Below are 16,236 nucleotides of genomic sequence, written 5' to 3'. Positions count from 1 at the left end.
GGGGTCTGGTCCTGCGGACCTGACCCCATTTGGATTAAATTACTGGTGCTCGCGCAGCCCTTTCGCCGCCTGCGTCGTCCGATCCATCTCCCGCTCCAGCACAACCTTCTTGTTGCTGCTCGCCTGGTCCCGCTGCGCCTCGCGGTGCCAAAGATGGAACACCTCCGTCGCGAACGCCCCGTCTTTGCGCATCACGCCCGCATTGAACAGCCGCACTACCATATCGGCATCCTCGTGCCCCCAGCCCTTGAAGCTTTCGTCAAAGCCGTTCACCAGCTCCAGGTCCGAGCGCCAGATCGCCATGTTGCAGCCCTTGATGCGGCGATAGCTAAAGCGTCGCTTCTCGCGCCCGACGTCCGGCAGCTTCACGATCAGCTGCAAGGCCTTGTTCAAATGCCCGGCCGCGCGCAGGCGAATCTTGTCCGCAAACCGCAGCGACTGCAGCGCGATATGCCGCTCCAGCACCTGCCTGGTGTAAGCCTCGTCGAGCAGGATCCGGCTTCCCGTCACCATGAACCCGCGCCGCGCCAGCTTGCGGTGCTGCTCGATGAAGTCCCGCTGCGGCACGCAATCGCCATCGAGAATGAGGATGTATTCTCCCTGCGCCGCCTCGATGCCGCGGTTGCGCGCCCCCGCCAGACGGAAGCCGATGTCCTCCTGCCACACATGCCGCAGCGGCACCGGCGAGCGGGCCGCCAGGCGCGCGATGCAATCGCGCGTGACCTCGGTCGAGCCGTCATCGGCGACGATGATCTCGAAATTCCGGTCGCTCTGCGTGAAGCAGCCCTCGAGTACCGCCTCCAGCGCGTCGGGCCGGTTGTAGGTCGTGACGATCAGCGTGATCAGTCCATCGGTCATTGCTTCACTCCACGGCGCCGAAGCGCGCCAACATACAAACATCCCGCCAGCAGCAGGAACCAGTGCGCCTCGGTGGTATCCCACAGCAGGCTGTTGAACGACGACGTCACCACGTACACCACCCACAGCAGCGCGAGGCTGTCGCTCTCGAAATTGCGCGCCCCGAGTGCGGCGCCGCCGATCGTTCCGAGCATGGCGAAATAGACCAGCGATCCAAGCAGCCCAAGCTGCACCGCCACGAGAAGGAATTCGCTGTGCGGCTGGTGCCGCGCGGTTGCCATCTCGTGGCCGGCCGGCCAGTTGCGCTGCGCGGTGGGCGCATAAGCCTCTGCAAACCCGCCGGTGCCGACCCCCAGCAGCGGGTGGGCGGCAACCACGTCCAGTCCCACGCTGAGGAAGCTCACGCGCAGGCCGTTCGGCGATTGCACGCGGTGGTTCTGGATCTCGTTGACCATGTCGTCGGTGCGCGACCTGACGTTGGACGATGCGAGATAGAAGCCGAGGAACAGCGCGCCGATCGCCATCACGCCGGCGACCGTGCGCAGCGGCGTGATGCGCGTGCGGATCAGGAACAGCGCGACCATGCCGATGAACAGGGCGACATAGCCGGTCCGGCCCTGGCCGAGGAAAATGGTCGGCACCGCAAACAGCACGCCGCCGGCGATCCACAGTGCGCGGGCGCGCCAGGCCGTCTTGTAGCTGGCGGCCAGGAGGCTGAGGCAGGCGGCAAACCCCAGCAGGATGCCGATCGTGATGTGGTTCCTGAAGACGTAAGCGTCGCGCGCGTCGGTGCTGACCTTCCACCAGCCCAGGCGCGACTCCGGCATCATGCCGAATTTGACCAGGTAGCAGGATACGGCGAGCACCGCGGCGCCGCCGAGGAACCAGCGCAGCGCGCGCGGCGCCAGGCCGGGATCGCGCCAGCTCATGGCAATCGCCATCGGCAGGATCAGCAGCCGCGAGTATTTTTTCAACGCAGTCGCCAGGTCGGCGCGCGGCGCGATCGACCAGCTTGCGCCAATGATGAACAGTGCCAGCAGCGCGAGCGCCAGCAGCGCCGGCGGCGAGCGCAGTACGCGGCGCAGGGAAGGGCTGGTGCACAGCGCTACGATGAAGCCGATGTAGCCGAAGCCGACGAACAGGTTGGTCAGCGCGGTGGAGAACGACACCGAAAACAGCGCAAGCAGGATCAGGTAGCGGACAATGTTTTCGGCCCGCGTCAGCGGAACTGGTGGTGCGATTGTCATGTGCAAGCGGCGAACGCTCCAGTGAATATTGTCCGTTATTCTACCGTACGGGGCCGCGCCGCCAGGGGCCTCCGCTGGCGTACGGTTTCGTGCGAAAATGCCGGGCTGGCGCGGGTATTCGGAGCGCCGCCCCGAACACGAAAGACGAATCGATGGAAAAACGTAGCATTGCCAGGCGCCTGGTTGCGGTGGTCTGGCCTTATCGCACCCGCGCCCTGCTGTCGCTGCTGGCCATGGCCGGCACCGCCGCGACCCAGCCGATGCTGGGCAAGGCGCTCGAACTCCTGCTCGACAAGGGATTCGGCGCGAACAAGATGTCGTTCAGCCTGTGGCTGGTGCCGCTGGTGCTGCTGTCGATCTTCATCCTGCGCGGCGTGTTCACGTTTTCCACGGCCTACCTGAACAACTGGGTCATGAGCCGCGTGCTCAACGACCTTCGCGGCATGGTGTTCGAGCGCGTGCTGCGCTTGCCCGTCGCGAGCTTTCAGCACGAATCGACCGGCAAGATCATCAACACCGTGATCGGCGACGTGCGCCAGGTGGTCGACATGATCAACTCCGTGTTCCTGGCCTTCGTGCGCGACACGATGGTGGTGGCCGGCCTGCTGATCGCGCTGCTGTTCCTGAACTGGAAGCTGACCCTGGTGGCGCTGGTGGTCGTGCCGGCCACCGCCGTCATCGTGCGCACCACCACCGGGCGCCTGCGCAAGCTCAATCGCGACAACCAGCGCGTGACCATCGAGATGACCCAGGTGGTCGAGGAAGCGGCGCGCGGACACCAGGTCATCCGCGTGTTTTCCGGCGAACGCTACGAGAGCAAGCGCTTCGAGCAGCGCAGCGACGCCCTGCGCGGCTTTTCGCAGCGCATGACGGTGGCCCACGCCGCCACCGTGCCAATCACCCAGATCGCCACCGCGCTGGCGGTGTCGGTGGTGATCGTGCTGGCGATCCGTTCCGACATGAGCGTCGGCGAATTCACCAACTTCATCACCATGATGCTGATGCTGCTGCAGCCGCTCAAGGCGCTGGTGGAAGTGAACGGCCCGATGCAGCGCGGGATGATCGCCGCCGAAACCGTGTACGCAATGATCGACGCGCCGGCGGAGCACGATACCGGCACCACAGTGCTGGGCCGCGCGAAGGGCCACCTGAAGTTCGAGAACGTGTCGTTCCGCTATCCCGGGAGCGTTCCGCTGGCGCTGTCGAACGTGTCGCTCGAGATCCTGCCTGGACAGACGGTGGCGCTGGTCGGCATTTCGGGCGGCGGCAAATCCACGTTCGTCAACCTGGTCACGCGCTTCTATTCGCCCGAATCGGGCCGCATCGTGCTTGACGGCGTGCCGTACGAGGACATCAAGCTCACCAGCCTGCGCGCGCAACTGGCGATGGTCAGCCAGAACGTAGTGCTGTTCGACGATACGCTGGGCGCCAACATCGCGTATGGCGCCGAGCAGGTCGATGGCGCGCGCCTGGCCGCTGCCATCAAGGCCGCGCACCTGAGCGACGTGGTCGCCGCGCTGCCCGATGGCGTGGACACGATGATCGGCGAGAATGGCATGCGCCTGTCGGGCGGGCAGCGCCAGCGCGTGGCCATCGCGCGCGCCATCTACAAGGACGCGCCGATCCTCATTCTCGATGAGGCGACGTCCGCGCTGGACAACGAATCGGAACGCGCGGTGCAGGCCGCGCTCGACACGCTGATGCAAGGCCGCACCACGCTGGTGATCGCGCACCGCCTGTCGACGGTGGAGCGCGCCGACCGCATCGTCGTGATGGAGCAGGGCCGCATCATCGAGTCCGGCCGCCATGACGAACTGCTGGCCGCCGGCGGCATGTACGCGAACCTCTACAGGCTGCAGTTCTCGGAGGCTGCGTGAACCGCCGCACCCTGGTGATTTCGCCGAACTGGATCGGCGACGCGGTGATGGCGCAGCCGCTGCTGCAGCGGCTGAAGCAGAAGCATCCCGACCGCGCGATCGACGTGCTGGCGCCGCCGTCGGTGTCGCCGGTGTGGCGCGCGATGGCCGAAGTCGATACCGTGCTTGAAACCCCGTTCCGGCACGGCGCGCTGCAATTGAAGGAACGCTGGCGCTACGCGCGCGAGCTGCGCCAGCGCGGATATGCCGACGCATACGTGCTGCCCAATACCCTCAAGTACGCGCTGATTCCCTGGCTGGCCGGGATTCCCGAGCGCGTCGGCTACAAGGGCGAGATGCGCTACGGCCTGCTCAACGTGATGCATCACGACGACACGCCGCCGCGCCCGATGGTGCCGTTCTACGCCGCGCTGGCGCAGGATCCTTCGATGGCGCTGACGCCTGCGCCGCGGCCGCGCATGGGAGCCAGCAGCGAGGAAATTGCGGCGGTGTGCGCGAAGACCGGCATCGCTCTGGATCGCCCGCTGGTGGTTTTTGCGCCGGGCGCCGAATTCGGCGCGGCGAAGCGATGGCCGGCGGCGCATTTCGCGCAGCTTGCAAGACAGATCTTCGCGCACGATCCGACGGCGCAAATTGCGCTGCTTGGTTCACCGAAAGACAGGGAAGCGTGCGACGAAGTGATCGCCGGCAGCGGCAAGGAAGGCATGTTCAACCTGGCTGGCGCCACCAGGCTGGGCGAAGCGATTGCACTGATCGCGCGCGCCGACGCGGTGGTGGCCAACGACTCGGGGCTGCTGCACATCGCCTCGGCGCTGAACCGCCCGGTGGTGGCGCTGTACGGGCCGACCGATCCGGATCACGCGCCGCCGTTTTCGGATATGGCCAAATCGATTTCACTACGCCTGGCATGCTCGCCGTGCAAACAGCGCGAGTGCCCGCTGGGCCATCACGACTGCATGAATAAAATGGACGCCGGGATGGTGTGGGCGGAACTTCGGCCGATGATCAAGGTCTGACCAATGGTCAGACCCGCAAACGTCGTACCTGCGAAGGAAGGTACCCATGCTGAATTTCCTTCCCCTCAGATGCACGCTCAGTATGGGTACCTGCCTTCGCGGGTACGACGAGCTAGCTGTCGTTATCGAGCGAAGTAAAGCTCGTGCAAGTGCTCCAGGTCGACTTCCGCCGCGGCCTTCGACATCACCACTTTCCCGCTCTGCATCAGGTACACATGGTCCGCGACGCCCACCGCGCGCTGGGTATTCTGCTCGACCAGGATGATCGTCCGCTTGCCATCCTTCAGCCGCGCCAGGATCTCGAACAGCTCGTTGACCACCAGCGGCGCCAGTCCCAGCGAGGGCTCGTCGATGATCAGCAGCTTTGGATCCGACATCAGCCCGCGCCCCATCGCCAGCATCTGCGCCTCGCCGCCGGACAGCGAGCCGGCCAGCTGCTTGCGCCGTTCGCGCAGACGCGGAAACATCGTGAACGCTTCCTCCAGCCGCGTGGCCAGATGCGAACGCTGCGCCTTCGGGAACGCGCCCATGATCAGGTTCTCCTCGACGCTCATGTCGCGAAACACCATGCGGCCTTCCGGGATCATCGCCACGCCCAGGTCCGCCATGTCCCACGTGCGTGTGCCCGTCAGCGATCTGCCGTCGATGGCGATCTCGCCTTGCGTCACCGGCACCAGCCCCATGACCGCGCGCAGCAGCGTGGTCTTGCCGGCGCCGTTCGGTCCGATGATGGTGGTCAGCTGGCCGCTCGCCGCCGACAGCGACACATCCCACAGCACATTGATCGCGCCATACCCGGCGCGCACCTGCTTCAGTTCAAGCATCCGCCGCTCCCGTGTAGCTTTTGATGACGGCCGGATCGCGGAATACCGCGTCGGGCGTGCCGTCCGCGATCAGCTGGCCGAAATTGAGCACCGCCACGCGAGGACACAGCGCGGAGATGATTTCGATATCGTGTTCGATCATCACGATGCCGACGCCGAATTTGGCGTGCAGGTCGCGCAGCATACCCATGAAGCGCCGCTTGCCGGTGGTCTCCAGGCCGGCCAGCACCTCGTCGAGCAGCAGCAGTTTCGGATCGGTCGCGAGCGCCTTCGCCACTTCCAGCGCCTTCAGCTCGGTCAGCGCCAGTTCGCTCGCCGCGTCGCGGCCGGCCTTGTCCTGCAAGCTGGTGAAGTCGAGGATCTCGTCGATTTTCTTCTGGTCGACGCGGCCGGTGCCGAAGCGCTGCGCCACCAGCAGGTTCTCGCGTACCGTCAATTCGTGCATTGGCTGCGGCACCTGGAAGGTGCGGCCGATGCCGAGCCGCGCGCGGCGGTACATTGGCGCGCGCATCACGTCGCGGTCGAAGAAGCGAATTCCCCCGGCAGTCGGCTGGACCAAGCCCGAGATCGCGTTGAACAGCGTGGTCTTGCCGGCGCCGTTCGAGCCGACCAGGCCGATCACGTCATGGCTGCCGATCTTCAGGGTGACGTCGTTGACGGCGGTCAGGCCGCCGAAGCGCACCGATACGTTGTCGAGTTCAAGCATGGGGCGCCGCCTGCTTCTTCTTCAACAAGGACATCAGGCCCGAAGGGCTGAACACGATCATCAGTACCAGCAGCACGCCGAGCACCAGCTGGTGCCCCGTCGGCATCAGCGTCTTGAAGACCAGCTGGTCGGCGAGATAGACGACCAGCGCGCCGATCACCGGGCCCGAGATGGTGCGGTAGCCGCCGAAAATGGCCGCGACGATCGGCAGCGTGACCCACAGCGCGTTGAACGCGTAGTCGGGTTCCAGGAAGTTGATGTAGTGCGCGTTGACCGCGCCGAACACGCCGGCCATGAACGCGGAGACCATCAGCATCCCCGCCTTGAGCACGGTGCTGTTGACGCCGACGACGCGTGTCGCGTCCTCGCTGTCATGCATGGCGCGCAAGGCGATGCCGTAGTAGCTGGCGCGGATGCGGTGGTAAGCCAGCGCGAACACGAGGATGAGCGTTACCGCGACCAGGTAGGAAGCCATCTTGTTGTTCATGCCGAACAGTTCGGGGAAGCCGGGGATGCCGGATACGCCGCCCGAGCCGCCCGTCACGGAGCTCCATTCGGTCGCGAGAATGCGGAAGATGTGGGCGTACGCGAGGATCGCCAGCGCAAAGTAGGGGCCGCGCAGGCGCAGCACCGGCATCATCACGATCGACGCGAGCACCGCGCCAATGCCGCCGAGCGGCACCGCCATCAACACCGGAACCCCGTGTTTGGCCGAGAGGATGGCCGACACGTACGCGCCGATGCCGACGAAGGCCGAATGGCCGAAGCTGACCATTCCGCCCAGGTTGCCGAGCAGCGCCCACGACAGCGCGACACCGCCGATCACCAGCGCGGCGACCAGCATACTCATATAGTAGTTGTTGGCGCCGACCGCCAGCGGCACGACGGCGTAGGCGAACATCAGGATCGCGAGGATTTTTGCGTATTTCATCCGCGCCTCCGGGCGGCGCCGAACAGGCCGTTGGGCATCACCAGCAGCACCAGCAGGAACAGCGTCATGCCGGCCAGTTCCTGCAGCGCCGAGCTGGCGAGGGTGACGGTGAGCGCTTCGGCCACGCCAAGCAGCACCGCGCCGAGCAGTACGCCGGGAATCGAACCGACGCCGGCCAGCACGGTGATGATGAAGGCCTTGACGGTCAGCGCGCCGCCGTAGGCCGGCTGGATCACGCCGTAGCTGAATAGCGCCACGCCGGCAAACGAAGCCAGCACGCCGGCGACGATGAATGACACCAGCTCGGTGCGGCCCGGATCGACGCCCATCAGCTTCGCGGCATCGCGATTGCTGGACACGGCGCGCACCGCGCGGCCGTACCAGCTTTTCGACAGCCACCACCACAGCGCTGCCATCAGCACGATGCTGACGACGAAGAAAATCAGCTCGCTGCGCATCGAGAACAGAGGCCCGACGACGAACGCTTCCTGCAGCCAGGTCGAGCTGGTGGAGCGCACGTCGGCGTGCCACACCAGCAGAATCACGTTGGTCAGGATGACGCCGATGCCGTAGGTGAGGATCAGCGAGTTGATCTCGCGGTCCTTTTTGATGCGACTGACGATGAGATAAACCGATACCGCGGCGATGCACACCACCACCAGCGCAACCGGGATGGCGAGCACCGGGCCCCAGCCCAGGCCCGACTCCACCGCGTACGCGATGTAGGCGGCAAGCAGCACCAGTTCGCCGTGCGCGAGGTTGATCACCTTCATGGTGCCGAATACCAGCGCCAGGCCGAGGGCGATGAGGGCGTATGAGCCACCCTGCAGCAAGCCCGAATACAGCGCCTGCAGTATCAGTTCAGTCATGTCGGCTTACCAGGGCGTGGCAGGGTAGGCGATCTTGCCGGTGGCGCTTTCCTTCGGCCAGACGATGACGATCTTCTTGTCCTGGTGCTGGCCCATGCGGTGCACGAAGTTCGGATTGTCGCCGTTGGCGCCGAACTGCACGCGGCCGATCAGCGTCTCCTTGTCGGTCTTGCGCAGTTCGTCGGCGACGCCGCCTTTTTTCAGCGTGCCCTTGTCGGCCGCGCGCGCGATCGCTTCGAACAGCAGCATCGACTGCACGTAGCCGAACTGGCCGAGATAGTCAGGCTCCTTCTTGTACAGCGTCTTGTACGCGTCGGCGAACGCCTTGCCGTCGGCGGTCTTGAATTCGGCCGGGAAGGGCAGCAGCGCGGTGCCGAACACGTGCGGCATCAGGTCGGGGAAGTCGGCCGCCATCTTCGGCGTCGCCAGCGACCACACGCCGACCATCGCCTTGACCGACGGCTTGAGCACGCGCGCAGCGCGCAGGATGCCGACGTAATCGTTCTCGTAGCCGACCATCGCGATGACTTCGGACTTGTCCTGCAGCTTGACCTTGTTGATGATCGGCTTGAAGTCGGTGATGGCCGGATCGAACGAGTGCATTGCCACTTTCACGCCTTTGGCGGCCAGCGCCTTTTCGACATCCTTGGCCAGGCCCGAGGTGGCGTCCTTGGTCGAATACACGATCGACACCGACTTCGCGTTCACGTCCTGCAGCAGGCCGACCAGCGCCTTTTCGTAGCCGGCCGAGTTATTGATGCGGAAAAAATTCTTGCGGCCGGCGGCGACCAGGCTGTCGTCGACGCCGCCGGAGGTGATGTAGACCAGGCCAAGCTTGTTGGCCGCGTCCGAGGCGGGCGAGATGTTGTTGCTGCCGTAGCCGCCGGTGATGGCGACCACGCCGTCGCTGGCCAGCTTTTCGACTGCGGCGATGGCCTTGGCCGGCGCCGACTCGTCGTCGATGGTGATGACCTTGATCGTGTGCTTGCCGTTGGTCTTGTTGAAGACCTCCTGCGCCACCATGATCCCTTCCTGCATACCTGCGCCCACCCGCGCGAGCGAACCGGTGAGCGGCAGCTCCGCGCCGACCTTGATCTCCTCGGCGTTTGCTGCGCCGATGCAGGCCGCCGAAACCAGCGCTGCCAGTGCCAACCGCTTGAAAGTCGTCTTCATCTACTTGTCTCCTTTTGTCAGTTTTTTGTGTGGCGATTCCTGCGCCAGTGTTTTCAACCGGCCCTTCAAAATTTTTCCTGTTGCGGCCGCCGGCAGCGCTTTCATGATCACGATCTCGGACGGGCACTTGTACGGCGACAGGCGCTGCGCCAGGAAGTCGCGCAGTTCCTGCTCGGTCGGCGCCTGGCCTGGCGCCGTTTCGACGAAGGCCACCACTTCCTCGTTGCCGCCGGCGAGCGCGCGCCCGACCACCGCCGACTGCGCGACGCCAGGATGCGCGTTCAGCGCCGTCTCCACTTCCAGCGGATAGACGTTGAAGCCGGAGCGGATGATCAGCTCCTTGGTGCGGCCGACGATGAACAGCGCGCCGTCCGGGTCCTGGCGCGCCATGTCGCCGGTATTGAGCCAGCCACCCGGGCGCATCGCCGCCGCGGTCAGCGCTGCTTCACGATAGTACCCCTTCATCACGTTGGGTCCGCGGACCCACAGTTCGCCCGCTTCGCCGGCTGGCACGTCGGCGCCGCCCGCATCGACGATGCGTACCTCGACGCCTGGAATGACGGCGCCCACCGAGGTGTCGGCACGCGGCGCATCGAGGCGGGTCTGGCTGATGGTCGGCGAGCTTTCCGTCATGCCGTAGCCGTTGTGCAGCGGCAGGGCGAACACGCTTTCGACCTGCGCCTTCAGCACCGGGTCGAGTGGCGAGCCGCCGGCGTAGAGGAAGCGCAGCTGCGACGCCAGCGGCTTGTCCGCCAGCTCGAGCAGCCGCGCGTACATCGCCGGCACGCCCTGCAGGATGGTGAGCCTGTCGTCGCCGATCGCGCGCAGCATGGCCTGCGCCGAGAAGCGCGGCGCGAGGTACAGGCAGGCGCCCGCATACAGCGTGCCGAACATGACCGACGCCAGGCCGTAGACGTGCGAAATCGGCAGCACGCCATACGCGCGGTCCTGCGGCGTCAGGCCGCGCAAGGTGCTCGATACGGCGGCGATGAACAGCAGGTTGCGGTGCGTGAGCATCACGCCCTTCGGACTGCCGGTGGTGCCGGTGGTGTAGATCAGCGCCGCGACCTGTTCGTTGCCGGCATCGACCGGCTCAGGGAGGCACGCTTCGTTCAGCGGCCCGGCCATGACGTCGCCATGCGCCACCGCGCCCTCGCGCGCGGCGTGCTGCTGCGCCTCGGGCGACGCGGCCACCGTGAACAGCACGCGCCGCGCGCCGCTATGCTCGCGGATGTTGGCGATTTCGGCGGCGGAAAGCCGCGCGTTGACATTGACGATCCACGCATCGAGTTCCGCGGCGGCGAAGATCAGCGCGACCTGCGCGACGCAGTTCTCGCCGACGACCATCACCCGGTCGCCGCCGCGCACGCCGAGCTGGCGCAACAGGGCGACGCGCGCATCGACTTCACCCGCCAGTTGCGCATAGGTCCAGGTGCGGCCGCCTTCGTTCAGCGCCGGCGCATCCGGCGCGCGCGCTGCGCCGGCGCGCACGATCGCGCTGATGCGGTCGGGCAGGGCGGCGAGCAGCGCGGCGATGTCCATTACTTCTGCGCCGCCTTGATCATGTTGCGGGCGATGACGATCTGCTGGATCTGCGAGGTGCCCTCGTAAATGCGGAACAGGCGCACGTCGCGATAGAAGCGTTCGGCCGCGTATTCGGAGATGTAGCCGGCGCCGCCATGGATCTGCACCGAGCGGTCGGCCACGCGGCCGCACATCTCGGAGGCGAACAGCTTGCAGCACGAAGCCTCGGTCGAGACATCGTCGCCGTTGTCGCGGCGGCGCGCGGCGTCGATCACCATGCTGCGCGCGGCGTAGATTTCGGCCTTGCTGTCGGCCAGCATCGCCTGGATCAGCTGGAATTCGGCGATCGGCTGGCCGAACTGCTGGCGCTCCATCGCGTAGCGCAGCGCGTCGTCGAGCATTCGTTCGGCCGCGCCGACGCAGACCGCGGCGATGTGCAGGCGGCCCTTGTCGAGCACCTTCATCGCCGTCTTGAAGCCGACGCCCTCCTTGCCGCCGATGACGTTCGCCGCCGGCACGCGGCAGTTTTCGAACACCACGTCGCAGGTGTGGGCGCCGCGCTGGCCCATCTTCTTGTCGATCTTGCCGAGCGTGAGGCCGGGCGTGTCCTTCTCGACGATGAAGGCCGAAATGGCGCCGGCACCGCGCTTGGCCGGGTCGGTGCGCGCCATCACGGTGAAGATGCTGGCCTCGGGCGCGTTGGTGATGTAGCGCTTGGTGCCGTTGAGGATGTAGAAGTCGCCGTCGCGCACCGCGGAGGTGCGCAGCGAGGCCGCGTCCGAACCCGATCCCGGCTCGGTCAGCGCGAACGAGCCGATGATTTCGCCGGCGGCCAGCTTCGGCAGATAGTGCTGCTTTTGTTCCGGCGTGCCGTCGATGACGATGCCCTGCGAGCCGATGCCGTTGTTGGTGCCGATCAGCGAGCGGAAGGCCGGCGACGTCTTCGCGATCTCGAACGCCACGCGCACTTCTTCTTCCATGGTCAGCTGCAGGCCGCCGTACTGCTCGGGGATCGACAGGCCGAACAGCCCGAGCTCGCGCATCTGGGCGACGATGGCGGGCGGGATCTCGTCGGTCTCGGCGACCAGGTTCTCGTTCGGCACCAGCACCTCGCGCACGAAGCGGGAGATGGAGTCGAGCAGGATGTTGAGGGTTTCTTCGTCACGGATCATGGAGTGTGCGCGTCAGTCGCGGCCTAAATTGGTTTCGATGTCTTTCACCAGCTTCACCAGGCGCGGGCCAAGGTCGCCGACCAGCTTTTCACGCGACAGCAGGAAGGCCGGGCCGCCGCAGTTGAAGGCCATGACCTGTTCGCCGTCGGCGCCAAAGGCCGGCACCCCGACCGCGTGCACGTCGGTCTGCCATTCGCCGGCGGAGATGCAAAAGCCGAAGTCCTGGTAATCCTTGTAGGCCTGTTCGACGCCGGCCTTGATCTTCGGCCAGCGTTCCGGATCGTGCTGGCGTACGTGGTCCAGCAGGTAGTCGCGTTCGGCCTGGGGCAGGATGCATAGCAGCGCCTTGCCCATCGCGGTGGTGGCGATCGGGATGCGCGAGCCGACGTCGAGCTTCAAGGTCACGTTCGCGCTGCTGCGGCAGGTTTCGATGTAGACCATGCTGAGGCGGTCGCGCGTGCCGAGCGACACCGAGGCCTGCGCGTATTCGGCCAGTTCCTCCATCGGACCGCGCGCCATCTTGCGCACGTCGAAGTTGGACAGCATGCGGTAGCCGAGTGCCAGCACGCCGGCGCCGAGCTGGTATTTGCCGAGGGATTCGGAGTAGGCCAGGTAGCCCAGTTTGGTGAGCGTGTAGGTCAGGCGCGAGATGGTCGGCTTGGGGATCGCGGTGCGCCTGGCCAGTTCGGCGTTGGCCAGGTACTGCTCGCCGGGGCGGAAGCAGCGCAGCACTTCCAGTCCGCGCGCCAGGGCGTTGACGAACTGGCGGTCAGTTCCCTCGTCGTCGAATACTTCGATTTCCGCGTCCATCGCCAGTCCTGTTCAAGATGTCCTTGAAGTGTGAGCGCCGTTTATTCGTCTGTCAACCGTTTTTCGAAACGCCGGTTCGCACAGCGAAATACCGGGTCAGACCCCGGCTGGATGAATCGCAGAGCTAACCGCGGTCAATTTTACGCCAGCGCCGCTCCCCGGCGCCCGAACGGCTATGGCACAATCATGGCATGACGCCTTTACCCTTTTCACAACGTCCGCTGCTGTCCCAGGCGAGCGCCAGCCTCACCCACGATGTCGAAGTGGTCGACGAGCGCGGCCGCCGCTCCACCATCGCGATTCCCGCCGAGCGCCCGCTGACGGTGTACGTCGACAAGCGCGAACTGGTCACGCTGATGACGCTGGGCGGCGCGCCCGAGGCGCTCACGCTGGGATATTTGCGCAACCAGCGGCTGGTGAATTCGATCGACGAGATCGAGTCGGTTCAGGTCGACTGGTCGGTGGACGCGGTGGCGGTGGTCACCCGCAACGGCATCGCCGACGTCGAGCAGCGTACCTCGAAGAAGGTCGTCACCACCGGCTGCGGCCAGGGCTCGGTGTTCGGCGGCCTGATGGACGAAATCGAGAAGATCTCGCTGCCGCCCGACGCGCGCCTGCGCCAGTCGGTCGTGTACCGGATTGTCGACACCATCCGCACCCAGAACTCGATCTACAAGCAGGCCGGCTCGGTGCATGGCTGCGCGCTGTTCTCCAACACCGGCGAGCTGCTGTACTTCTTCGAGGACGTGGGCCGCCACAACGCGGTCGACGCCATCGCCGGCCGCATGTGGCTCGATGGCGTGGCCGGCGGCGACAAGGTGTTCTACACCACCGGCCGGCTCACTTCCGAGATGGTGATGAAGGGCGCGCAGATGGGCATCCCGTTCCTGCTGTCGCGCTCCGGCACCACGCAGATGGGGCACATGGTGGCGCAGCGGGTCGGCATGTCGCTGATGTCGCGCTGCTCCGGCAAGCACTTCCTGCTGCTGACCGGCCAGGACCGGCTGGAATTCGAGCCGCACCTGCTCGAACCCGCGGTGCGCCAGGCCTGATGCCTTTGCTCGACGCGATTAGCGGCGCCTTCGCCCTGTTCCTGTCCGGCGACTCGGCGCTGTGGCGCATCATCTGGATCTCCCTCAAGACCAGCCTGATCGGCCTGGCGCTGGCGACACCGATCGCCGTGGCGCTGGGCTATGCGATTGCGGCGCACCGCTTCCGCGGCCGCCGTGTGGCGATCTGGCTGGCGCAGGCGGCGCTGTCGCTGCCGACGGTGCTGATCGGCCTCCTGCTGTACCTGATGCTGTCGCGCGCGGGACCGCTCGGCGGGCTGCACTGGCTGTTTTCGCAGCCCGGCGTGATTGCCGGCCAGTTCGTCATCGCCATGCCGGTGCTGGTGGCGTTCACGCTCGCGGCGGTGCAGGCGGCCGATCCGCGCTACGCCGAAACCGCGATCGCGCACGGAGCCGCCGGCTGGCGCGTGATGACGACGGTGCTGTACGAGGTGCGCTTCGGCGTGATGGCGGCAATCATCAGCGGCTTCGGGCGCGTGATTTCCGAAGTCGGCTGCGCGCTGATGGTCGGCGGGAACATCGCCGGCGAAACGCGCACCATCACCACCGCCATCGCGCTGGAAACCAGCAAGGGCGAGTTCGCGCAGGGCATTGCGCTCGGCATGGTGCTGGTGGCGATCGCGCTGCTGATGAACGGCGCGCTGATGCTGCTGCAGGGCGACGCCCACATGGCGCGAGGCCACGTGTGAGCGCGCTGCTGGCCATCGAGCACCTGCGCAAGCGCTTCGGCGAGCGCCAGCTGTTCGATATCGACCGTTTCGTCCTCGACGCCTCATGCGCGTATGTTCTGACCGGCGTGAACGGGGCCGGCAAGAGCACCTTGCTGCGCATCCTGGCCGGGCTCGAACACGCCGACGCCGGATCGCTGACCTTCGACGGCAAGCCGATGGCGCTCGATCCGTATCCGGCCGCGATGCGCGCCGCCATCGGCTACGTGCACCAGCATCCGATCATGTTTTCCACCAGCGTCGCGCACAATATCGGCTACGGGCTGCTGGCGCGCGGTATGCCGAAAACTCAGGTGCAGATGGAAGTAACGCGGGCGATGGAGTGGGCCGGCGTGGCGCACTTGCAGGACAGCGATCCGGCCAGCCTGTCGGGCGGCGAGAAGCAGCGCGTGGCGCTGGCGCGCGCCAAGGTGCTCAAACCGCGCCTTCTGCTGCTCGACGAGCCGACCGCAAACCTCGACGGCGCCGCGCGCGAGCAGGTGATCGCGCTGATCCCGACCTTGACCGCGGCCGGCGCCAGCGTGGTGATGGCCTGCCACGATCCCGACCTGATCGGCCTGCCGGGCGTGCAGCGCCTGAAACTGCGCGATGGACGAATCGAACACAAATAACCAGGAGAAGCCATGCAACGCCGCACCCTCTTAGCATTGATGATCGCCGCATCGTTTGCCGGCGGCGCCGCCTCCGCCGCCGACGTGATCCGCATGTCGACCACCACCAGCACCGAGAACTCGGGTTTGCTGGGCTGGCTGCTGCCGGCGTTCGAAGCGAAGACGGGCGCCAAGGTCAACGTCATTTCCGTCGGCACCGGCAAGGCGCTGGAGCTGGCCAGGAACGGCGACGTGGACGTGACGCTGGTGCATGCGCGGCCGATGGAAGACAAGTTCGTCGCCGACGGCTACGGCGTCGATCGCCGCGACGTGATGTACAACGACTTCGTGGTGGCGGGGCCGGTGGCCGATCCGGCCCACATTCGCGGCGGGAAGGACGTGCTGGCCGCGTTCCGCAAGATCCATGCGAGCGGAGCGAAGTTCATTTCGCGCGGCGACAACTCCGGCACCGACATCATGGAGAAGAACTACTGGAAGGCCGCCGGCGTCCAGCCGTCGGGAACCAGTTATATCTCCGCGGGCCTGGGCATGGGCGAAGTGCTGAACATGGCCGCCGAGCTGCAGGCGTACACGCTGACCGACCGCGCGACTTACGGCGCGTACAAGGCCAAGACGGGGCTGGAGATCGTGGTCGAGGGCGACAAGTCGATGTTCAACCCGTACGGGATCATCGCGGTCAATCCGGCAAAGCACAAGGACGTCAACTACAAGGGCGCGAAGCTGCTGATCGACTGGATCACGTCGAGCGAAGGGCAGGCGCGCATCGCGGCGTTCAAGCCGTCCGGGCAGCAGCTGTTCTACCCTTCGGCGGCGCGCTGAC

At 66.0% G+C, this 16,236-nt stretch carries 16 protein-coding genes; 6 read left to right on the top strand and 10 right to left on the bottom strand.

From position 1 onward, the window contains the following. Positions 1-39: 39 nt before the first annotated feature. Together Q4S45_RS16180 and Q4S45_RS16175 are read right to left on the bottom strand one after the other, a co-directional pair. A complete protein-coding gene (locus tag Q4S45_RS16180; protein WP_305505960.1) occupies positions 40-858 on the bottom strand; it encodes a glycosyltransferase family 2 protein in 819 nt (272 codons plus the stop codon). Next, positions 855-2,105, bottom strand: coding sequence for an O-antigen ligase (locus tag Q4S45_RS16175; RefSeq protein WP_305505958.1), 1,251 nt, complete (start codon positions 2,103-2,105; stop codon positions 855-857). Before Q4S45_RS16175 ends, Q4S45_RS16180 begins: the two co-directional genes overlap by 4 nt. Positions 2,106-2,257: 152 nt before the next feature. Here Q4S45_RS16175 and msbA point away from each other — a divergent pair, with 152 nt between their 5' ends. Then, a complete protein-coding gene (msbA, locus tag Q4S45_RS16170) occupies positions 2,258-3,982 on the top strand; it encodes a lipid A export permease/ATP-binding protein MsbA (protein ID WP_305505956.1) in 1,725 nt (574 codons plus the stop codon). A gap of 47 nt (positions 3,983-4,029) precedes the next feature. Then, on the top strand, positions 4,030-4,998 hold the full coding sequence (gene waaF / locus Q4S45_RS16165; protein WP_305512125.1) for a lipopolysaccharide heptosyltransferase II: 969 nt from the start codon (positions 4,030-4,032) through the stop codon (positions 4,996-4,998). Positions 4,999-5,120: 122 nt separating this feature from the next. On the opposite strand, the gene Q4S45_RS16160 is transcribed toward waaF, so the two are convergent. From Q4S45_RS16160 to Q4S45_RS16125, 8 genes are read right to left on the bottom strand one after another with little or no spacing between them, the layout of a single operon-like run. Continuing rightward, the gene (locus Q4S45_RS16160; protein ID WP_305505954.1) at positions 5,121-5,822 is read right to left on the bottom strand and encodes an ABC transporter ATP-binding protein; all 702 of its coding nucleotides are present in this window, start codon (positions 5,820-5,822) and stop codon (positions 5,121-5,123) included. Next, entirely contained in the window at positions 5,815-6,528 is a 714-nt protein-coding gene (locus Q4S45_RS16155) for an ABC transporter ATP-binding protein (protein ID WP_305505951.1), read from the bottom strand. The genes Q4S45_RS16160 and Q4S45_RS16155 overlap by 8 nt, the downstream gene beginning before the upstream one ends. Continuing rightward, on the bottom strand, positions 6,521-7,459 hold the full coding sequence (locus tag Q4S45_RS16150) for a branched-chain amino acid ABC transporter permease (protein ID WP_305505949.1): 939 nt from the start codon (positions 7,457-7,459) through the stop codon (positions 6,521-6,523). Before Q4S45_RS16150 ends, Q4S45_RS16155 begins: the two co-directional genes overlap by 8 nt. Beyond that, on the bottom strand, positions 7,456-8,328 hold the full coding sequence (locus Q4S45_RS16145; protein WP_305505947.1) for a branched-chain amino acid ABC transporter permease: 873 nt from the start codon (positions 8,326-8,328) through the stop codon (positions 7,456-7,458). Before Q4S45_RS16145 ends, Q4S45_RS16150 begins: the two co-directional genes overlap by 4 nt. 6 nt (positions 8,329-8,334) lie before the next feature. Then, entirely contained in the window at positions 8,335-9,501 is a 1,167-nt protein-coding gene (locus Q4S45_RS16140; protein WP_305505945.1) for an ABC transporter substrate-binding protein, read from the bottom strand. Then, positions 9,502-11,043, bottom strand: a complete 1,542-nt coding sequence (locus Q4S45_RS16135; RefSeq protein WP_305505943.1) for a class I adenylate-forming enzyme family protein — start codon at positions 11,041-11,043, stop codon at positions 9,502-9,504. Further along, positions 11,043-12,197 (bottom strand): acyl-CoA dehydrogenase family protein, encoded by a 1,155-nt coding sequence (locus Q4S45_RS16130; RefSeq protein ID WP_305505941.1) that lies wholly within the window; start codon positions 12,195-12,197, stop codon positions 11,043-11,045. Before Q4S45_RS16130 ends, Q4S45_RS16135 begins: the two co-directional genes overlap by 1 nt. A gap of 12 nt (positions 12,198-12,209) precedes the next feature. After that, on the bottom strand, positions 12,210-13,007 hold the full coding sequence (locus tag Q4S45_RS16125) for an IclR family transcriptional regulator (protein ID WP_305505939.1): 798 nt from the start codon (positions 13,005-13,007) through the stop codon (positions 12,210-12,212). A gap of 191 nt (positions 13,008-13,198) precedes the next feature. On the opposite strand from Q4S45_RS16125, the gene Q4S45_RS16120 reads away from it, so the two are divergent. The 4 genes from Q4S45_RS16120 to Q4S45_RS16105 are packed head-to-tail and all read left to right on the top strand — an operon-like array spanning position 13,199 to position 16,235. Then, complete coding sequence (locus Q4S45_RS16120) at positions 13,199-14,059, top strand: formate dehydrogenase accessory sulfurtransferase FdhD (RefSeq protein WP_305505937.1); 861 nt, start codon at positions 13,199-13,201, stop codon at positions 14,057-14,059. After that, positions 14,059-14,766 carry an ABC transporter permease gene (locus Q4S45_RS16115; protein ID WP_305505935.1) on the top strand — a complete coding sequence of 236 codons (708 nt, stop codon included), beginning with the start codon at positions 14,059-14,061 and terminating at the stop codon, positions 14,764-14,766. The genes Q4S45_RS16120 and Q4S45_RS16115 overlap by 1 nt, the downstream gene beginning before the upstream one ends. Next, positions 14,763-15,416, top strand: a complete 654-nt coding sequence (locus Q4S45_RS16110) for an energy-coupling factor ABC transporter ATP-binding protein (RefSeq protein WP_305505933.1) — start codon at positions 14,763-14,765, stop codon at positions 15,414-15,416. The genes Q4S45_RS16115 and Q4S45_RS16110 overlap by 4 nt, the downstream gene beginning before the upstream one ends. Positions 15,417-15,455: 39 nt before the next feature. After that, entirely contained in the window at positions 15,456-16,235 is a 780-nt protein-coding gene (locus tag Q4S45_RS16105; RefSeq protein WP_374046112.1) for a substrate-binding domain-containing protein, read from the top strand. Position 16,236 lies beyond the last annotated feature (1 nt).

This window comes from Massilia sp. R2A-15, assembly GCF_030704305.1.
Taxonomy (GTDB): Bacteria; Pseudomonadota; Gammaproteobacteria; order Burkholderiales; family Burkholderiaceae_D; genus JAFCUW01.
Note: the sequence above shows the minus strand (reverse complement) of the source record. Positions and strands in the feature narration are given on the sequence as shown.